The following is an 18,000-nucleotide window of genomic DNA, read 5'->3' on the forward strand; positions in this document are numbered from 1 at the left end:
GGCGGTCCCAGGCACACTGGGAGCATGACGAACGGCGCACCGCCTCCCATCCGATCCGCCCGGCCCCGGCGCTCCGGGGTCCTGAGGTTCCTGCCGCTCGGCGTCGCCGCGTGGCTGGTCCTGGAAATCTGGCTGCTCACCGTCGTGGCGGGCGCCACGAGCGGGCTCGTGGTCTTCCTGCTCCTGGTGGGCGGCCTCGTGCTCGGCTCCGCGGTGATCAAGCGGGCGGGGCGCAGGGCGTTCCGCAAGCTCAGCGAGGCGGTGCAACAGCAGCAGAGCGGTGTGACGCCCGCTCCGGAGAGCGGGGGCGGCGGCGCCCTGACGATGCTGGGCGGGCTGCTGATCATCCTGCCGGGGCTCATTTCCGACGCCCTGGGGCTGATCCTGCTGGTCCCGCCGGTCCAGAAGGCCCTCGGGCGGTATGCGGAGCGGACCTTCGAGCGCAAGGTGCGGGAGGCGACGCCCGGCGGCCTCGGGGACGCCTTCCAGCAGGCGCGCATGCACCGCCCCGACGGCAAGGTCGTCCAGGGCGAGGTCATCAGGGACGACGGGGCCGCGGCGCGTGAGCCGCGCCCTGAGGACCCGCAGCTGCCCCGCTGATCCTCCCGGCCCCGGCGCGTGCGTGCGCGCCGGGGCATTCGGGTTCGGACAGCACAAAGGGACGGGGCCACTGCTGAGCAGTGGCCCCGTCCCTTTGTGCTGCGTTTTCCGCGGTGCGGTCGAGCGCGGTGGTCCGCCGTCAGGCGGACTTCCGGCTGTCCCGCGGGTGCACCGCGATGTTCATGGCGCCGGACCGGAGAACCGCCAGGCGCTCCTCCAGGACCTCTTCGAGCTCCTCTCGGGTGCGGCGCTCCATGAGCATGTCCCAGTGCGTACGCGCCGGCTTGCCCTTCTTCTCCTCAGGTCCGTCGCCGTCTACGAGGAGTGCCTGGGCCCCGCAGACCTTGCACTCCCACTCCGGCGGGATCTCGGCCTCAACCGAGAACGGCATCTCGAAACGATGTCCGTTCTGGCATGCGTACTCCACGGCCTGGCGCGGAGCCAGGTCGATGCCGCGGTCGGTCTCGTAGCTTGTCACCACGAGACGCGTGCCGCGAAGAGCTCGCTCACTCATGAATCGTGCCTCCCGGGCTTGTCGCCCACAGGACAGGTGTCGCTGTCGTCGTCATCCGGTCAACGTCCGGTCGGCGGTAAAGATTCCCGTTCAGGGTCATGCGTCGCCGTCGTATGCCGCCCCTTGTTGTACCCACCAGTGCCCGGTTTGTCACATCTGGCAGCAGATGTCACCCAGCGTTTCTGATTCTTCAGCTCGCAGTAACGGTCCGCCTGGCAGGCCAAACGCGTACACTACCGGCCTTTGCCGTCAGTTGCTAAATCCGGTGGGGCACGGGATTGCCCGCGTCGCGCACCGCACGCCGCACAGGTACCCGCGAGAGCAGGACGAAACCGAGCAAAAAGAACGCCACGAGGGAGACGATCGCGTCCCGGTAGCTCCCGGTGAGCTGATAGGTGAGGCCGAAGATCAGCGGTCCGAGCCAGGCCATGCCCCGGTCGCTGATCTCGTACGCGGAGAAGTACTCGGCCTCCTTCCCGCGCGGCACCAGATGAGAGAAGAGCGCGCGGGACAGCGCCTGCGTGCCGCCGAGGACCAGCCCGATCCCCGCGGCCAGGACGAAGAACCACGCGGGCGCGCCGGCCGGCAGGAAGTACCCGGCCCCGATCGTGACCGTCCAGGCCGCGAGCGAGCCCAGGATGGTGCGCTTGGCGCCGTACGTACGGGAGAGCCGCCCCATGGCGAGTGCCCCCGCCACCGCGAGCACCTGCACGAGCAGCACCGCGACGATCAGCGTGGACTGGTCGAGGCCGAGCTCCTCGGAGCCGTAGACGGAAGCCTGCGAGATCACCGTCTGGACCCCGTCGTTGTAGACGAGGTACGCCAGCAGGAACGCGAGCGTGTGCGGGTGGCGCCGCATGTCCCGCACCGTTTCCCGCAGCTGCCCGAGGCCCCCGCGCGCCGGCGTGCCCTCCCCGGGCGTCCTCACGCGGTCCCGCAGCCGCTTCAGGGGGACGAGGGTGAAGGCACCCCACCACACGCCCGCCGACGCCAGACAGATGCGGACGGCCATCGCCTCGGAGACCCCGAAACGGTCGTGGGCGAGGAAGAGCACGAGATTCGCGATCAGGACCAGGGCGCCCGCCGCGTAGCCGAACGCCCAGCCGCGCGACGAGACCGCGTCACGCTCCTCCGGGGGCGCGATCTGTGGCAGGTACGCGTTGTAGAGCACCATCGAGACGGCGAGCGAGGCATTGGCGACGATCAGCAGGAAGCCGCCGAGGAGATACCGCTCGCCGTCCAGGAAGAACATGCCCGCCGTGGCGGCCGCCCCCAGGTACGCGGCGACGGCCAGGAGCGGCTTCTTGCGCCCGGTGCGGTCGGCGGCGGCCGCCGCGACCGGCATCACGAAGACGGAGACGAGCACGGAGGCGGAGACCGTGTACGCGAAGAAGGAGCCGGCGCGGACCGGGATCCCCAGCGGATGCACGTACCCCGCCGGGTCGGCGGCCGCCTTGGCGATCTCCGTCAGATAGGGCCCGAGGAAGACGGTCAGGACGCTCGTCGAATAGACCGAGCACGCCCAGTCGTAGAAGTACCAGCCGCGCTGTTCGCGCCGTCTGGCGGCCGTGGCGTCGTCGGCCTGCGCCGCCTTCACGGTGTCGGTACCCACCCGTGACCTCGCTGTTCCCCGTGGTGCGACGCCGCCGCCGGGCGCTCAGACCCAGATCCCCCGGTCCTCGAGCACCCCGCGCAGCGTCTCGATGTGATCGGAAACTATGCCATCCACGCCCAGGTCGAGCAGGGCCCGCATTCGCTCGGGGTCGTTGACGGTCCAGACGTGGACCTGAAGCCCGCGCGCGTGGGCGGCCCGGACGAAACGGTGGTCGACCACCCGGACCCCGCCGTGCGTCTCGGGCACCTGGGCGCAGACGGCGGAGCGGCGCAGGGCGGCGGGCACGCCGTAGGAGTGCAGCCGCAGCGCCGCCACGCCCCGCGTGCCCAGGGAGGTGGCCAGGCGCGGGCCCGCGAGCCGCTGCGCCCTGGCCACCCGGGGCTCGGAGAACGAGCCGACGCAGACGCGGTCCCAGGAGGCGGTGCGGCGGATCAGGTCGAGCAGCGGCAAAAGGGCGGACTCCGCCTTGACGTCCACGTTCCAGCGGACCTCGGGGAACGACTCCAGGAGCTCCTCGAAGAGGGGCACCGGCTCGCTGCCCGCCACGCGCGCGTGGCGCACCTCGCTCCAGGGGAGGTCGACGATGCGCCCTGCCGCGTCCGTCACGCGGTCCAGCGTCGTGTCGTGGAAGGCGACGAGACGGCCGTCGGCCGTGGCGTGCACATCGGTCTCCATGTAGCGGTAGCCGAGGCCGGCGGCGCGCCGGAAGGCGGCGGCGGTGTTCTCCAGGCCGTCCGCCGCGCCGCCGCGGTGGGCGAGGGCGAGCGGACCCGGATGGTCGAGGTAGGGATGGCGTACGCGGGAGGTCACCGCTGCAGTATCGCCTGCTCCGAGGGGTCGCCGGCGGCCACGACGGTCCGGGCGGCGGGCGCGGGGACGGCGAAGAGCCGCAGGGAGAACTGGGCCAGCGGGCCGATGGCCAGCGCGTACACGACGGTGCCGATCCCCACGGTGCCGCCGAGCGCGAACCCGGTGGCGACCACCGCCACCTCCACGAGCGTCCGCATCAGCCGGATGGAGCGCCCGGTGCTCCGATGCAGACCCGTCATCAGGCCGTCCCGGGGGCCGGGGCCGAAGGCGGCCGCGATGTAGAGACCCGTCGCCGCACCGTTCAGGAGGATCCCGGCCACCATGAGGGGCACGCGCGCGAACAGGCCGTGCGCGTCGGGGAGCAGCGCCAGCGTGGCATCCATCGCGAGTCCCACGACGAAGACGTTCGAGACCGTGCCGAGCCCGGGACGCTGCCGGAGCGGGATCCACAGCAGCAGGACCGCGGCGCCCACGACGATGGAGACGACGCCGATCGACAGGCCGCTGCGCTCCGCGAGCCCCTGGTGCAGCACGTTCCACGGCTCGAGGCCGAGACCCGACACGACGAGGAGCGCCGAACTGACGCCGTACAGGGCGAGTCCCGCGTAGAGCTGCGCCAGCCTCCGCGGCAGGTGCCGCCCTACCGACGCGGATGTCGTCCCGGACAAGTGGTGCCCCCTGCTGTGGTGATAGTGGCCTGACGCGTGACACTCTGTGGCTTGTACTACGACGCCAACCATGGCCAATCCGGGGAAGGTGGACTGGGAATCATGGCTCAGTGGACTTCGGCGATGGGGTCGACGCAGCTCGCCCGCCTGCTCGCCTCCCAGCAGGACCGCCCCCCAGGAGCGGGCACCCGCCGCCCGCCCGCCTACCGCGCCCTCGCCGACGGCATCCGCCTGCTCGTGCTCGAAGGGCGCGTGCCGGTCGCCGCGCGCCTGCCCGCCGAACGCGAGCTCGCCGTCGCCCTCGCCGTGAGCCGCACCACCGTGGCCGCCGCCTACGAGGCGCTGCGCGCCGAAGGGTTCCTGGAGTCCCGCAGGGGAGCGGGCAGCTGGACCGCCGTCCCGGCCGGAAACCCCCTCCCCGCGCGCGGGCTCGAACCGCTGCCGCCCGAGGCGCTCGGCTCCATGATCGACCTGGGCTGCGCCGCACTGCCCGCGCCCGAGCCCTGGCTCACCCGCTCCGTCCAGGGCGCCCTCGAAGCGCTGCCGCCGTACGCCCACACGCACGGCGACTACCCCGCGGGCCTGCCCGCGCTGCGCGAGATGCTCGCCGAGCGCTACACCGCGCGCGGGATCCCCACCATGCCCGAACAGATCATGGTGACCACCGGCGCGATGGGCGCCATCGACGCGATCTGCCATCTCTTCGCGGGCCGCGGCGAACGCATCGCCGTCGAGTCACCCTCGTACGCCAACATCCTCCAGCTGATGCGCGAGGCGGGTGCCCGCCTCGTCCCCGTGGCCATGGCCGAGGGGCTCAGGGGCTGGGACATGGACCGCTGGCGCCAGGTGCTGCGGGACGCGGCGCCCCGGCTCGCGTACGTCGTCGCGGACTTCCACAACCCCACGGGCGCGCTCGCCGACGAGGACCAGCGCAGACAGCTCGTGGAGGCGGCCCGCTCGGCGGGCACGGTCCTCGTCGTCGACGAGACCATGAGCGAACTCGGGCTCGCCGCGGACCTCGCCATGCCGCGGCCGGTCTGCGGCTTCGATCCGGCGGGCTCCACGGTCATCACCGTGGGCTCGGCGAGCAAGGCGTTCTGGGCCGGCATGCGGATCGGCTGGGTGCGGGCCGCGCCCGACGTGATCCGCAGCCTGGTCGCGGCGCGCGCCTACGCCGACCTCGGCACCCCCGTCCTCGAACAGCTCGCCGTGAACTGGCTGCTGAACACCGGAGGCTGGCAGGCCGCCGTGGACGTGCGCAGGGAGCAGGCCAGGGAGAACCGTGACGCGCTCGTCACCGCCGTCCGGCGCGAGCTGCCCGGCTGGGAGTTCGAGGTGCCGCGGGGCGGTCTCACGCTCTGGGTGCGGACCGGGGGCCTGTCCGGCTCGCGCCTCGCCGAAGTGGGGGAGCGCGTGGGGGTGCGCGTGCCGTCCGGGCCGCGGTTCGGGGTGGACGGGGCCTTCGAGGGCTATGTGCGGCTGCCGTTCACCGTGGGAGGGGCGGTGGCCGACGAGGCGGCGGCGCGGCTGGCCGCGGCGGCCCGGCTCGTGGAGACGGGGGTCGGCGCGGGCGCGCAGGCCGCGCACCCCTTCGTCGCCTGACGCCGCGCCCGCGTGCGCCACGCGTCCCCTGCGGTCAGCCCTCCGCGGGTACGGGCTGTGCCCCCGCGATCTCGGGCGCTGTCTCCAGGGTGACCGGTTCCGCCTCCGCGGCTTCGGGGATCGGCTCCGCCTCGGCCGGGTCGGGGGGCGGTTCCGTCGCTGTGGTGTCCGACGCGTCCGGCGGGGTGATCCGCTCCGGCAGCAGCTCCATGACGGCCCGGCGGTGTGCCTCGCTGGTGGCGTCGTCGAACGGGTCCGGTGTCGCGGGCACCTGGAGCCGGTGCACCTGCCCCGCCCCGAGCCGGGCGTAGCCGCGGCCGGGCGGGACGTCCGGCGTGGGCGTCGTGTGCGGCGGCACCCCGAGGACCTCTTCGAGCTGGTCGATGGTGGCGGGCCCGAGCAGCACGCGCGCGCGGGTGTGCTGGTGCACGGCGTCGCTCAGCGCGTCCAGGCAGTCCAGTTGGTCGGCCACCACGACCGTCACATTGGCCGCCCTGCCGTGCCGCAGCGGGACCTGGAGCAGGGACTGGGGGTCCCTGCGCCCGTCGGCCGCGGCGAGGTGGCCCAGCGCGCTCGGGTGGTCGAGGAGGATCCACAGGGGGCGCTTGGTGTCCTCCGGCGGCGGGTGGCCCGCCTGGCGGGCGCGGTTGGCGGAGATGAGCCTGCGCTCGGTCTCGTGCGCCGCCCATTCGAGGCTGGCGAGGGCGCCGGTGAGCCCGCACTCGACGGCGAGGACGCCGCGGCGTCCGGTCAGGCAGGCGTAGTCGCCGGTGCCGTTGCCCTCGACGATGACGACATCGCCGTACTGCAGCGCCTGGAGGGCGATGGAGCGCACCAGTGTCGTCGTGCCGCTGCCGGGCTGGCCCGCGATGAGCAGGTGGGGCTCGGTGGAGCGGACGCCGGTGCGCCAGACGACCGGCGGCACGTCGCGCTGCTCCTGACCGTCCGTGACCGGCAGGGTGCGCTGGACGCCGGTCTCGTCGGTGAAGCCGAGGACGGTCTCCCCGGGAGCGGTGACGAACGGCTGGGCGGCGATGTCGGTCGGCAGCGGGGCCAGTACGGAGACGGTGAGCTGGTTGCCCTCCTCGTCCCACGCGAAGTGGTACTCGCGGCCGCGGCCCGACTTGGCGTGCAGCAGCTGCTCGATCCGCGCGCGGGAGTCGGGCTCGCCGTCCGTGAAGTAGGCGGGGTAGTGCACCACGAGCCGGGAGATCCGCCCGTTCTCGTCGAAGTCGTGGTCGGTGAAGGCCTTGTCCCATTCGCCGCCGTGGGTGAAGAGCGGGGCGGGGTCCTCGGGGACCGAGAAGTACGGGACGAGCGCTTCGTAGAGGGACTGCAGCCGCTGTACCTGCGACTCGTCGGGGCCGGTCGGCTCCGGGGCGGTGCGCTCGCGGCCCGTCCAGGCGGCGGCCGCCCCCAGGCAGACGGCGGCGAGCAGCGGCCCATAGGGGACGAGCGCCACGACCAGGACCACCGAGGCCACCAGGAACAGCAGGGGGCCGCGCTTGTCCTTGGGGGTGTCGGTCCATCTGCGCCGGCCGGCGGCCGCCAGCCGGCGCAGTCCCCGAGTGATCGTGATCAGCGGGTGGAGAACGTCGGTGGCGCTGTCGGCTGCCGACCGTGCCAGCTCCCGGCTCCGGGCGATGGATGCGGTGCCGTTGCTCAGAATGCGGGGGAGGGGGCGCCTGGCCACGTCTGTCTCCTGGAGGTGCGTACGAAAGGCAGGGGCGTCAGAACTTGATCCCGCCGAGGAGGCTCGCCAGGCTCGCGCTGCCTGCCTTGATGCTCGGGGCGATGGCGGTGCCCGCCATGAAGAAGCCGAAGAGCGCGCAGACCACCGCGTGGGACGCCTTGAGCCCGTCCTTGCGGAAGAAGAGGAAGACGATGATGCCGAGCAGGACGACGCCCGAGATGGAAAGGATCATGACGGTTCTCCTGGTTGGTGGGGACAGTCACCATGAGTTCTTCCAGGTTCACAGCATGTATCCATACGATAAAAGGTGCAAATGGGTTAATTAACGTGTATTTCGCCCGAATGGGGGAGTCCGCCCGGGTCATACGTGGGCGGGTCCGGGGGGTCTGCGGTTCTTGTGGTGATCTATGCCTCGGGCAGGCCGCGTCATGTGCCCGCGAGGGCAGTACCCTGTCGATTCACTCGTACGGCTGCACCGGCAGCGCACCCAGAAAGGCGGACGCCCCCATGAGCGAAGCCCCCGACCCCGAGGTCGTGGAGCTGGCGACCAAGATCTTCGATCTGGCGCGCCAAGGGGATGCCGCGGCGCTCGCCGCCTACGTGGACGCGGGCGTTCCGGCGAACCTCACGAACGACAGCGGAGACACGCTGGTGATGCTGGCGGCCTACCACGGGCACGCCGAGGCGGTCCGGTCCCTGGTGGAACGGGGCGCCGACACCAACCGCGTCAACGACCGGGGGCAGACGCCGCTCGCCGGAGCCGTCTTCAAGGGCGAGGACGCGGTGGTCCGCGCCCTCCTCGAAGGCGGCGCGGATCCGGCCGCGGGGACGCCTTCGGCGGTCGACACGGCCCGGATGTTCCAGAAGACGGAGCTGCTGCAGCTGTTCGGGGCCGCCTGAACCGGGTACCTGACCAGCAACAACGGGGGCGCTGGAAATGTGGTCGCGGCGGACATGACCGCCGGGTCATCATGACGACGTGATTTACGGACGCGACGGCGGGGCAGATGTTGCCGCACCGCGTGGACCGTGAGCGGCCCGCCCCCGGACCTCTTGTCCGGGAACCCCTGGGCCACGGACGAGAGGCAGAGGAACATGGTCTTCGACAAGCAAAAGACGGCGGGCGGCCCGACGTGTAGGCGCACGGCCAGGTAATGCGAGATTCCCGGTTGCGTCGACGCTTGATGTGAGGCTGTTTCCCATGTTCGATCCGGTCATAGCGCCGAGCGGTACGCTGCTCGGCCTGCTGCAGAGGGGCCGCGGTGACGGCACGCTGCACGCACTCACCGCACCACGTCCCGAGGCGCTCGCCGCCCTCGACCACTGCGTGCTGAACGACCCCCGCCACGACTGGCAGGTGGAGAACCGTTCGCTGTACTACGCCCGGCTCTACCTCGACCTGCACGGCGGGCTCGGAGAGATCGAGCGGCACCTCTTCGACGCCGAGGACGTCCTGAACACGGACGACTCGCGCACCGGCCTCGCGCTGGCCGTCCTCGGGCACCTCGCCTCGTACGGCAGGCAGGACGCCCTGGAGCTGCTGCGAAGGTACGCGGCGTTCGGCTCGAACTGGGCGTGGGCCCTCGACGAGCTCGCGCTGCGGGACGACGACGCGGGCCTGCGCGCCCTCGCGGCCCCCGTGCTCGCCCGGTTCGCGCCCGACGCGGAGGGCGAGGCCGAGCTGGCCGCCGCCGTCCGCGACGCCTACGAACCAAGGCCCTGGCGCCTCTGGGAGGAGGACCCCCGGGCCGATGTCGGCGCCCGTGTGCGCGCCGCGCGGGAACAGGGCTCCTTCGACCGCTGGCAGCGCCAGATGCGGCCCGCGGGTCCGCGCCCCGGCTGGAGCGTCCAGGCCGTCTTCGACTGGGCGCAGGAGGGCCTCGAACGAGGCGCCGTGCTGTACGTGCCCGCCGCCCGCTGCCTCACCGCCGTCGCCGGCCCCGAGGACCGCCCCCAGATCATCGAGGCCGCCCGCACCGGCTCGGACGGAGCGCGCGGGACCGCCCTGCGCTATCTGGCCGACGCCCACGACCCGGCCGTCTTCGACCTCATCGAGTTCGCCGCCGAGGGCCCGTCCCAGGTGGTGACGGAGGCCGCGACCGCCGCCTTCGAACGGATGCGCAGCGTCGCCGCCGTCGAGCGCGCCCGCCGCTGGGCCTACCGTCCCGACGCCCTGGGCGCCGCCGCCGGGCGGATGCTCGCCTGCCGGGGCGGGGCGCAGGACAGCAAGAAGGTCCTTGCCGCGCTCCGCGAGGCCGTCCGCGGCGAAGGCCCCGACGCGCCGACGCTCTGGACCCTCGTCGACGGCGCCGGACGCCTCGGCATCGCCTGTGCCGCCCCCGTCCTGCGGCACGTCTACCGCGAGACCGCCTCCTCCCACCTCCGGGGCCGCGCCGCCCGCGCGCTGGCCGCCACCGACCCTTCCTTCGCCGCCGGCTTCGCCGTCGAGTGCCTGTGGGACTGCGAGGAGTCCACCCGCGAAGTGGCCGCCCGCCATGCCGAGACCGGTGACGCCCGGGTCGTCAACCGCCTCCGCAGGCTCGCCGCGGACCCCGCCGAGGAGGACGACGTACAGAGCGCGGTACGCAGCCGGATCGGCCCGGACGCGCCCGTGTAGGCGGCGGCTTAGGCGCGCCTTGGCTCGGGCGCGGGGTCAGCGGCCGCCGGTGGTGCCGGCCTCGACGAAGCGGAGCGGCGTGCCCGGCCGTGCCTGGGCCGCCGCGGCCAGGTCAGCCTCCCTGACGACGGCCACCACGGGGTAGCCCCCGGTGGTGGGGTGGTCGGCGAGGAAGACGACGGGCCTGCCGTCCGGCGGTACCTGGACGGCGCCCAACACCATCCCCTCGCTCGGCAGTTCACCCTGAAGGGCCCGCTCCAGAGCGGGGCCCTCGGTGCGCAGCCCGATGCGGTTGCTCGCCGCGGAGACCCGGTACGCGCGCGTGGTGAGCGTCTCCAGGGCCGCCGCCGTGAACCACTCCGCACGCGGTCCGAGCCGTACCCGGAGCACCAGCTCATCGGGGGGCGCGGGCTGCGGAACGACGTCCACGCGTGCGTGCGTGCCGCTCGGGGTGCCGAGAGGCAGTACGGCGCCGTCCGCGAGCGGGGGCGGCCCGAGGCCGGACAGGAGATCGGTGGAGCGGCTGCCGAGCACCGGTTCGACGGCCACCCCACCGTCGAACGCGACGTAGCACCGTACTCCGGAGAGCGCGGCGCCGATCTCGACGAGCGCTCCGGCGGGCACGCGCACCGGGGCTCCCCAGGGCGCGGGCCGGCCGGCCACGGTCACGGGGCAGGGCGCACCGCCGACCGCGACGGTGACGGGGCGGCGCGGGCGCACCCCGCAGCCGTCGAGGGTGGTCTCCAGGACGGCGGCCTCGGGCGGATTGCCGACCAGCCGGTTGACCAGGCGTGCCGTGGGCGGATCGAGGGCTCCCGAGTGCGGCACCCCGAGATGGGCGTGGCCGGGGCGTCCGAGGTCCTGCACGGTCGTGAGCGCCCCGGCCCGTACGACGGCGAAGGCACGGTCGGTCATCGCGGATCCGATGCGGCCTGCGGAACGAAGCGCACGCGGGTGCCGGGGGAGAGCAGCGCGGCGGGCACGCGCGTGTGGTCCCACAGCACCGCGTCGGTCGAGCCGATCAGCTGCCAGCCGCCGGGCGAAGCCCGCGGGTAGACGCCCGTGTACGGGCCGGCCAGGGCGACGCTGCCCGCGGGGACGGAGGTACGGGGCGTGGCCCTGCGCGGCACCTCGCGGTCGCCGGGCAGCCCGGTCAGATAGCCGAAGCCGGGCGCGAACCCGCAGAAGGCGACGCGGAACTCGGCCTCCGAGTGGATCCGCGCCACCTCCGCCCGCGCCACCCCCCAGTGCGCCGCCACGGCCCCGAGATCCGGCCCGTCGTACCGCACCGGGAGCTCCAGGACACCGCCCGCGCGCGGGGGCAGTGGCGGCACCTCCCAGCCCGGCAGCTCGGCCCCGAGGCGGGCGGGCTCGTCGAGTCCGTCGAGGAGCACCGTGCGGGCGGCGGGGACGATCTCCCGTACCCGCAAGGAGCCCGCCGCCCGGCGCCGCAGCAGCTCGGCGTGGAGCGCCTGGGCCTCGGTGCCGTCGGCGAGTTCGACGAGCAGGGCCCGCTCGCCGACCCGGCGGACCCTCATGAGAAGGCCGCCACGCGCACGTCCGCCGACTCCAGCGCGGCCCGCACCCGGCGGGCCAGCTCCACCGCCCCCGGGGTGTCGCCGTGCAGACACAGCGAACGGGCCCGGACCTCGATCTCCCGGCCGCCGTGCGAGGTGACGACCCCGGCCCCGGCGATGCCGACGGACCGTGCGACCACGGCGTCGGCATCGGTGACGACCGCGCCTTCGACGGTCCGGGGGACCAACGTGCCCTCGTCGGTGTAGGCGCGGTCCGCGAACGCCTCGGTGACGACGGCGAGTCCGGCGTCCGCCGCCGTCTCCAGGAGTCGCGATCCCGGCAGCCCCAGGAGCGGCAGCGAGGCGTCGGCGAGCAGCACGCCGTCGACGACCGCGCGGGCCTGACAGGGGTCGTGGACGACGCGGTTGTAGAGGGCGCCGTGCGGTTTCACGTACGACACGCGCGCGCCCGCCGCGCGGGCGAACACCTCCAGGGCGCCGATCTGGTACGCCACTTCGGCGGCCAGCTCGGCGGCGGGCACCTCCATGGCGCGCCGGCCGAACCCCGCGAGGTCGCGGTAGGAGACCTGGGCGCCGATCCGCACCCCCCGCTCGGCGGCGCGGTCGCAGACGCGGCGCATGGTCACCGGGTCCCCGGCGTGGAATCCGCAGGCCACGTTGGCACTGGTGACGACGGAGAGCAGCTCCTCGTCGTCGGTGAGGTGCCAGCGGCCGAAGCCCTCGCCGAGGTCGGCGTTGAGGTCGATCGAGGTGGTGCTCATCTACGGGGGTTCTCCTGGGGTTCTCGGCGGTCAGACCACGCGGTACTGCTCGTCCCTGGCGTCGGTGACGAACATCCGGCCCGGCGCGTGCGTGAGGGCGAACGGCGGCCGCGAGGCCATCACCGCGGCCTGCGGTGTCACCCCGCACGCCCAGAACACCGGGATGTCGTCGGGTTCCGCGGTCACCGCGTCGCCGAAGTCGGGGCGGTCGAGGCGCTCGATGCCGAGTCCGCCGGGGTCGCCGCAGTGCACGGGGCTGCCGTGCACCGCGGGCATCAGCGAGCTCTCCCTGATGGCGTCGGAGAGGTGGCGGGGCGGCACGGGACGCATCGACACCACCAGGGGGCCGTGCAGCCGGCCCGTGGGGCGGCAGGGGCGCTCGGTGACGTACATCGGGACGTTGCGGCCCTGTTCGATGTGGCGCAGCGGGACACCGGCGTCGGCCAGCGCCCACTCGAAGGTGAAGCTGCAGCCGATGAGGAACGTGACCAGGTCGTCGCGCCAGCGGTCGACGACGTCCGTGGGCTCGTCAACCAGCTCGCCGTGCTCCCACACGCGGTAGAGCGGCAGGTCGGTGCGGAGGTCGGCGCCCGGGGCGAGCGGGGTGGTCCACGAGCCCTCGTCGGTGACGTCGAGCACCGGGCAGGGCTTGGGGTTGCGCTGGCAGAACAGCAGCATCTCGTACGCCCAGTCGGCGGGGACGGAGATGAGGTTGGCCTGGGTGAAGCCCGCCGCACGGCCCGCGGTGGGGCCCGTCTCGCCCGAACGGAACGCCGCCCGCGCCTCTTCGGCGCCGCGGAGCAGGGAAGCCGTCACAGGAGCTCCCTCCCCCGGGTCTCGGGGAGGCCGAGCAGCGCGAGGACGGCGAGGCCGTAACCGACCGCTCCGAAGACGAGCGCGCCGCCGACGCCCCAGCTGTCGGCGAGGAAGCCGACCATGGTCGGGAAGACGGCACCGACCGCGCGGCCGGTGTTGTACGTGAAGCCCTGTCCCGTACCGCGCACGGCGGCCGGATACAGCTCGCTGAGGAACGAGCCGAACCCGCTGAAGATCGCCGACATGCAGAAGCCCAGCGGGAAACCGAGCACGAGAAGAAGGCCGTTGGCCCCGTCCGGGATGTGCGTGTACGCGAGGACGCTGGCCGCGGAGAGGAACGCGAAGAGCGTGATGTTCCGTTTGCGGCCGAGCCGGTCGGTGAGGTACCCGCCCGTCAGGTAGCCGATGAAGGCGCCCGAGATCAGGAACGTCAGGTAGCCGCCGGTGCCGACGACGGTCAGGCCACGGTCCTCCTTGAGATAGGTGGGCACCCAGGTCGCCAGCGTGTAGTAGCCGCCCTGCACGCCGGTGGAGAGGAGCACCGCGAAGAAGGTGACGCGGGCGAGGCCCGGCTTGAAGATGGCGGTGAACGAGCCCTTGTCGGAGCTCTTGCGGCGCTCCTCGGCGGCCTCGGGGGCGTCGTGGACGTTGCGGCGCACGTAGATCACGAGCAGCGCGGGGAGCGCGCCGGTCCAGAACATCACGCGCCAGGCGACGTCGTCGTCGAGGAACTGGAACACCAGCGTGTAGACGACTACGGCGAGCCCCCAGCCCACGGCCCAGGAGCTCTGGATCGCCCCGAGCGTGCGGCCGCGGTTCTTGGCCGTGGCGTATTCGGCGACGAGGATCGCGCCCACCGCCCACTCGCCGCCGAACCCGAGCCCCTGGAGGGCGCGGAAGACCAGCAGCGTCTCGTAGTTGGGCGCGAAGCCGCAGGCCACGGTGAAGACGGCGTAGGTGACGACCGTGATCATCAGGGCCTTGACGCGGCCGATCCGGTCGGCCACCACGCCTGCGATGGCGCCGCCGACGGCGGAGACGACGAGGGTGACGGTGGTGAACAGGCCGGTCTGCCCGCTGTTGAGGCCGAAGTACGCGGAGAGGGCCACCATGCTCAGCGGCAGCGTGAAGTAGTCGTACGAGTCGAGGGCGTAGCCCCCGAAGGCGCCGGCGAAGGCCCGGCGTCCGCGCGGTCCGAGGGCGCGCAGCCAGCCGAATGCGCCGCTGTCGTCGACGGGTTCGGCCCGGTCGGGGCGGGTGTCGGCCGGAGCGGCCGGGGGTGGCGGGGTCGTGCTCATGGGCACCTCGCAGGAGAGGGACGGAGGGTGCTGAGGGTGCTGGAGCGGTGCGTTTTCGGGCCGAGCGGTGCGGGCCGTGCCCGACAAGCTAGAGGATCGTTGAACGATCCCTCAATACCCATGTTGTTTCGTTCTGGTATCTGCGATTGAATCCGGGCATGGCGGAGGGGATGGCTGATGTGAACGGGCTGGCCGACGACCGCGCGCTCCTGGGCCGCACCAGCACGGCCGAGCGGGTCTCGGACATCCTCAGGAGCCGCATCGCCGCGGGCTTCTTCCCGCCCGGCACCCGGCTCTCCGAGGACAGCATCGGCGGCGCGCTCGGCGTCTCGCGCAACACCCTGCGGGAGGCGTTCCGGCTGCTCACGCACGAGCGCCTGCTGGAGCACCAGCTCAACCGCGGCGTCTTCGTGCGCGTCCTGACCGACCGGGACGTGGCGGACATCTACCGCACCCGTTCGCTGGTCGAATGCGCGGTCGTGCGCGGACTCGGCGATCCGCCGTACGCCGTGGACGGACTCGCCGACGCCGTCTCCAACGGGCGCGCGGCCGCGCGCAGAGGTGACTGGAAAGGCGTCTCCACCGCCAACATCGACTTCCACCGGGAGCTCGTCGCCCTCGCCGGCAGCGAGCGCACCGACGAGCTGATGCGCAGCGTCTTCGCCGAACTGCGCCTCGCCTTCCACGTGGTGGACGACCCGCGCCGGCTCCACGAGCCCTACCTCGCACGCAACGAACAGATTCTCGAAGCCCTCCGGGAAGGCCGCAGGGACGAGGCCGAGACGCTGCTCGCCGAGTACCTCGACGACTCCCGCCGGGGCCTCGTCGAGGCGTACGGGCGGCCCGGCGCGCGGGACGGGCGCGACGGCGGCTGAGCCTGCCAGTTCTGCGCCGTTTCGACCGTTGTCAGACCGAGGACCTAGTCTGTGCACCGTGACTTCGCCTGCCGTTACGGACACCGCTCCGCCCCAGCTCAGCGCGGGGCCGAGGCCTGCTCCCGGCCCGGCCGCCGACGAGGGCCTGGCGCGCCGCCTGCGCGCCCTCGCCTGCACGGCCCCGCTGCACGACCTCGACGTGCGCAAGGCCAACCTCGCGGGCGAGTACTCGGTGTACGCGATGGCGGAGGTGGCCCTGTCCGCCATCGACCTCGTCACGCTGAACATGGACTTCGACACCGGCGCCGACCACGAACAGATCGTCGCCAGGCTCCTCCCGCGCGTGGCCGCCCAGGCACCGCACCGCCCGGCCGCCGAGCACGAGCGCGTGGCCCGCTGGGTGCTGGAGAACCTGATCAACGTCGGCAGCGTCGACCGCGGCTTCCGCGCCGTATACGGCACCTTCGCCCCGGACGGCACCTATGTCCGCAGGGACTACGACTTCAAACTCCTCGAAGAGGTCCCCGGCTACGGCGGCGGTGTCTACCTGCGCACCACCGACGAAGCGGTCAACGTCCTGGTCGGCGCCCTCGACACCGACGTCACCAGCGCCCAGATCGCCGCCGAGGTGAAGCTGGAGGTCCTGATCAAACGCGGCCGGCTCGCCGACGCCCAGCTCGCCGCGGAGCAGGCCCGCTACCGGACCGTGCAGTATTCGGAGACCCTGCGCAAGGCCCTGGAGGCCACCCGGCGCAACGTCCGCGCGGTGGACTGGCTCCAGGCCGTCCCCGACATGATCGCGGAAGCGCTCGACCACGTGGCCGACCGCTACCGCCACGAGAACGCCATCCTGACCAACATCCGCAAGGTGCGCGACGAGTCCGAGGCCGTCTCCGACTCGAAGGCCGGCGAGCACAAGCGCCGCGCCGCCGAGCTCGTCGACATCGTCAAGGACTGCATCCGCCGCCACACGCAGCTCCAGTCCCGGCTCCTCGAAGCGGGCCCGCTGTTCCGCGCCGAGCAGGACCGGCAGGCCTTCGCCGCCCCCACCGCCCACGCCGGCCTCGACCTCTACGGCCAGCTCGTCGCCCCCCTCCTGCCGCTCCCCGCCGAGCAGGCGATCCGCGTGACGGACGCCTTCTTCGCGCACGGGACCGGACTGCGCACGCCCGTCTCCGTCCGCGTCGGCGACCTCGTCGACATACTGCTCACCCCGCCCATGGAGCGCGAACACCTCGGCGCGGAGATGCCGGAGCCCGACCTCATCGCCACCCCGGACGACAGCCGCTTCAGCGAGGAGCAGCTCGCCGCCGCCATGGACCTGCTCGACCTGCCCTCCGACGCCCCCCGCAGACTCTCCGGCCTGCTCGCGGAGGCCCGACTCCGCGACCCCGAACTGCCCTACCTGGTCGCCCTGCTGGCCGTGCACGCGGCCAGCCCCCCGGTCGGCACCGCCTACCGCCAGGGCGAGGAGAAGCTGCTGTTCGCCGTGGACGACGGCACCGAACTCGACGACGAGGAGTTCGGCGGCGCCGACCTCATCGTCGGCACGGCCCTCCTGGACGCCGCCGGCATGGCGGCCGGCCGCACGGAGGTGGCCTGATGCCCGCGACCGAGCACGCCGCACCCCCGGCCGCCCCCGCAGACGTGACACCGATCCACCGCCACAAGGAGCACACGCCGTGACCGACCACCCCGCAGAGCACGCCGCGTGGGGCGAGCCGGACCCCGCGGCGGTGAGCTCCGGCCCCGCCCCCGTCACCCCGGCCGACGCCGCCGACGCCGCGCGGCTCGTCTCCTTCGGACTGCAGCCCAAGCTCCAGCCCGCCCGCGACCAGGAGTACGGCGACCTGCTCCGCCGCTACCGCGAGGACCCGCCCTTCGCGCGGCTCGCCGACGCCGTCGCCACCGGGCTCGGACTCGTCGTCCTCGAGGTCTCCCCGCGCGCGGGAATGGCCGTGACCGCCGCGGAGGACTCCGTCTTCGCCGTCCGCATGGGCGACTACGCCCGCCGCGCGGCCACCGACTCCACCGACCGCTTCCTGCACGGCCTCGCCCACCTCGCCGTCGCCGCCCTGGCCTTCCCGCGCCCCGAGGACCTCGCCGACGACGGCTACATCGGCCGGGTCACGGTCAACGGCGTCGACGCCTTCGTGCGCCAGGCCTGCCACCGCCTCGAAGAACGCGCCGAGGAACAGGGCGAGAACACCGACCCGGCCACCGACGCCCCGGGTCTCGAAGCCGCCTGGCGCATCTGGGCGCGCCGCAGCTCCACCGGCGCCACCAAGGACGCCCGCCGCCTCGCGGGCTCCACCACCGGCATCGTCGGCAAGGCCGTCGCCTTCCTCACCGACTCCGGCTTCCTGCAGCGCACCGGCGACGACTCCGGAGGCACGTACCGCACGACCGCCCGCTACCAGCTCCAGGTTCGCGACATGGCGGGCAGCGCGGCCATGGCGGAGCTCCTTGAGCTCGGCGTCGTACCGGTCACGGACGGTTCCGCGACGCTGCTGCCGCCCGAAGACACCGACGACCTGGAGCTGGCCGCCGACGCGGGGCTGCCGTTCCACTCCTGACCCACCGGCCGCCCCCA

Annotated in this window: 17 protein-coding genes and 1 pseudogene; 7 read left to right on the top strand and 11 right to left on the bottom strand. The window is 73.2% G+C overall.

The genetic code is table 11. The annotated features are described in order from the left end of the window. Positions 1–24 precede the first annotated feature (24 nt). Positions 25–600 carry an FxsA family membrane protein gene (fxsA, locus tag ACZ7DY_RS30320; protein ID WP_471140782.1) on the top strand — a complete coding sequence of 192 codons (576 nt, stop codon included), beginning with the start codon at positions 25–27 and terminating at the stop codon, positions 598–600. Between the two features lie 139 nt (positions 601–739). On the opposite strand, the gene ACZ7DY_RS30325 is transcribed toward fxsA, so the two are convergent. From ACZ7DY_RS30325 to yczE, 4 genes are all read right to left on the bottom strand, one after another. Next, positions 740–1,114, bottom strand: coding sequence for an RNA polymerase-binding protein RbpA (locus ACZ7DY_RS30325; RefSeq protein ID WP_030360404.1), 375 nt, complete (start codon positions 1,112–1,114; stop codon positions 740–742). Between the two features lie 256 nt (positions 1,115–1,370). Further along, the gene (locus ACZ7DY_RS30330) at positions 1,371–2,726 is read right to left on the bottom strand and encodes an MFS transporter (RefSeq protein WP_471140785.1); all 1,356 of its coding nucleotides are present in this window, start codon (positions 2,724–2,726) and stop codon (positions 1,371–1,373) included. A 45-nt stretch (positions 2,727–2,771) separates the two neighbouring features. Then, positions 2,772–3,539, bottom strand: a complete 768-nt coding sequence (locus tag ACZ7DY_RS30335) for a glycerophosphodiester phosphodiesterase (RefSeq protein ID WP_471140787.1) — start codon at positions 3,537–3,539, stop codon at positions 2,772–2,774. Further along, positions 3,536–4,207: a membrane protein YczE gene (yczE, locus tag ACZ7DY_RS30340; protein ID WP_471140789.1), complete on the bottom strand. Its 672-nt coding sequence runs from the start codon at positions 4,205–4,207 to the stop codon at positions 3,536–3,538. Before yczE ends, ACZ7DY_RS30335 begins: the two co-directional genes overlap by 4 nt. Before the next feature lie 102 nt (positions 4,208–4,309). On the opposite strand from yczE, the gene ACZ7DY_RS30345 reads away from it, so the two are divergent. Continuing rightward, complete coding sequence (locus ACZ7DY_RS30345) at positions 4,310–5,809, top strand: SCO1417 family PLP biosynthesis transcription factor (RefSeq protein WP_471140791.1); 1,500 nt, start codon at positions 4,310–4,312, stop codon at positions 5,807–5,809. A 34-nt stretch (positions 5,810–5,843) separates the two neighbouring features. On the opposite strand, the gene ACZ7DY_RS30350 is transcribed toward ACZ7DY_RS30345, so the two are convergent. Beyond that, the gene (locus ACZ7DY_RS30350) at positions 5,844–7,502 is read right to left on the bottom strand and encodes an ATP-binding protein (RefSeq protein ID WP_471140793.1); all 1,659 of its coding nucleotides are present in this window, start codon (positions 7,500–7,502) and stop codon (positions 5,844–5,846) included. Positions 7,503–7,539: 37 nt separating this feature from the next. Next, a complete protein-coding gene (locus ACZ7DY_RS30355) occupies positions 7,540–7,734 on the bottom strand; it encodes a hypothetical protein (protein WP_160503705.1) in 195 nt (64 codons plus the stop codon). A 275-nt stretch (positions 7,735–8,009) separates the two neighbouring features. Here ACZ7DY_RS30355 and ACZ7DY_RS30360 point away from each other — a divergent pair, with 275 nt between their 5' ends. Both ACZ7DY_RS30360 and ACZ7DY_RS30365 read left to right on the top strand, forming a co-directional pair. Then, positions 8,010–8,402 carry an ankyrin repeat domain-containing protein gene (locus ACZ7DY_RS30360; RefSeq protein WP_471140794.1) on the top strand — a complete coding sequence of 131 codons (393 nt, stop codon included), beginning with the start codon at positions 8,010–8,012 and terminating at the stop codon, positions 8,400–8,402. Positions 8,403–8,703: 301 nt separating this feature from the next. Next, complete coding sequence (locus ACZ7DY_RS30365; RefSeq protein ID WP_471140796.1) at positions 8,704–10,119, top strand: HEAT repeat domain-containing protein; 1,416 nt, start codon at positions 8,704–8,706, stop codon at positions 10,117–10,119. 36 nt (positions 10,120–10,155) lie between these two features. On the opposite strand, the gene ACZ7DY_RS30370 is transcribed toward ACZ7DY_RS30365, so the two are convergent. The 5 genes and pseudogenes from ACZ7DY_RS30370 to ACZ7DY_RS30390 form a co-directional block, all read right to left on the bottom strand. After that, the gene (locus ACZ7DY_RS30370) at positions 10,156–11,034 is read right to left on the bottom strand and encodes a 5-oxoprolinase subunit C family protein (RefSeq protein WP_471140798.1); all 879 of its coding nucleotides are present in this window, start codon (positions 11,032–11,034) and stop codon (positions 10,156–10,158) included. Further along, complete coding sequence (locus ACZ7DY_RS30375) at positions 11,031–11,657, bottom strand: 5-oxoprolinase subunit B family protein (protein WP_471140800.1); 627 nt, start codon at positions 11,655–11,657, stop codon at positions 11,031–11,033. The genes ACZ7DY_RS30370 and ACZ7DY_RS30375 overlap by 4 nt, the downstream gene beginning before the upstream one ends. Beyond that, positions 11,654–12,418 carry a LamB/YcsF family protein gene (locus ACZ7DY_RS30380; protein ID WP_471140802.1) on the bottom strand — a complete coding sequence of 255 codons (765 nt, stop codon included), beginning with the start codon at positions 12,416–12,418 and terminating at the stop codon, positions 11,654–11,656. The genes ACZ7DY_RS30375 and ACZ7DY_RS30380 overlap by 4 nt, the downstream gene beginning before the upstream one ends. A 30-nt stretch (positions 12,419–12,448) precedes the next feature. After that, positions 12,449–13,201 (bottom strand): annotated as a pseudogene (locus tag ACZ7DY_RS30385) (putative hydro-lyase); the annotation flags it as partial. Between the two features lie 29 nt (positions 13,202–13,230). Continuing rightward, positions 13,231–14,532: an MFS transporter gene (locus tag ACZ7DY_RS30390; protein ID WP_471140804.1), complete on the bottom strand. Its 1,302-nt coding sequence runs from the start codon at positions 14,530–14,532 to the stop codon at positions 13,231–13,233. Positions 14,533–14,702: 170 nt separating this feature from the next. Between ACZ7DY_RS30390 and ACZ7DY_RS30395 the strand changes: the two genes are divergently transcribed. The 3 genes from ACZ7DY_RS30395 (at position 14,703) to ACZ7DY_RS30405 (ending at position 17,983) form a co-directional block, all read left to right on the top strand. Continuing rightward, the gene (locus ACZ7DY_RS30395) at positions 14,703–15,407 is read left to right on the top strand and encodes a GntR family transcriptional regulator (protein ID WP_471140807.1); all 705 of its coding nucleotides are present in this window, start codon (positions 14,703–14,705) and stop codon (positions 15,405–15,407) included. A 58-nt stretch (positions 15,408–15,465) separates the two neighbouring features. Beyond that, positions 15,466–17,010, top strand: a complete 1,545-nt coding sequence (locus ACZ7DY_RS30400; protein ID WP_471140809.1) for a hypothetical protein — start codon at positions 15,466–15,468, stop codon at positions 17,008–17,010. A gap of 79 nt (positions 17,011–17,089) precedes the next feature. Then, a complete protein-coding gene (locus ACZ7DY_RS30405) occupies positions 17,090–17,983 on the top strand; it encodes a hypothetical protein (RefSeq protein ID WP_471140810.1) in 894 nt (297 codons plus the stop codon). Positions 17,984–18,000 lie beyond the last annotated feature (17 nt).

The organism is Streptomyces sp. NPDC037013, assembly GCF_055607265.1.

Excerpts from the sequence above, each read along its gene's own strand:
- ACZ7DY_RS30390 (WP_471140804.1), bottom strand. The coding sequence starts at position 14,532 with ATGAGCACGACCCCGCCACCCCCGGCCGCTCCGGCCGACACCCGCCCC.
- ACZ7DY_RS30365 (WP_471140796.1), top strand. The coding sequence starts at position 8,704 with ATGTTCGATCCGGTCATAGCGCCGAGCGGTACGCTGCTCGGCCTGCTG.
- ACZ7DY_RS30380 (WP_471140802.1), bottom strand. The coding sequence starts at position 12,418 with ATGAGCACCACCTCGATCGACCTCAACGCCGACCTCGGCGAGGGCTTC.
- ACZ7DY_RS30370 (WP_471140798.1), bottom strand. The coding sequence starts at position 11,034 with ATGACCGACCGTGCCTTCGCCGTCGTACGGGCCGGGGCGCTCACGACC.
- ACZ7DY_RS30325 (WP_030360404.1), bottom strand. The coding sequence starts at position 1,114 with ATGAGTGAGCGAGCTCTTCGCGGCACGCGTCTCGTGGTGACAAGCTAC.
- ACZ7DY_RS30360 (WP_471140794.1), top strand. The coding sequence starts at position 8,010 with ATGAGCGAAGCCCCCGACCCCGAGGTCGTGGAGCTGGCGACCAAGATC.
- ACZ7DY_RS30395 (WP_471140807.1), top strand. The coding sequence starts at position 14,703 with ATGGCTGATGTGAACGGGCTGGCCGACGACCGCGCGCTCCTGGGCCGC.
- ACZ7DY_RS30375 (WP_471140800.1), bottom strand. The coding sequence starts at position 11,657 with ATGAGGGTCCGCCGGGTCGGCGAGCGGGCCCTGCTCGTCGAACTCGCC.
- fxsA (WP_471140782.1), top strand. The coding sequence starts at position 25 with ATGACGAACGGCGCACCGCCTCCCATCCGATCCGCCCGGCCCCGGCGC.
- ACZ7DY_RS30355 (WP_160503705.1), bottom strand. The coding sequence starts at position 7,734 with ATGATCCTTTCCATCTCGGGCGTCGTCCTGCTCGGCATCATCGTCTTC.
- ACZ7DY_RS30345 (WP_471140791.1), top strand. The coding sequence starts at position 4,310 with ATGGCTCAGTGGACTTCGGCGATGGGGTCGACGCAGCTCGCCCGCCTG.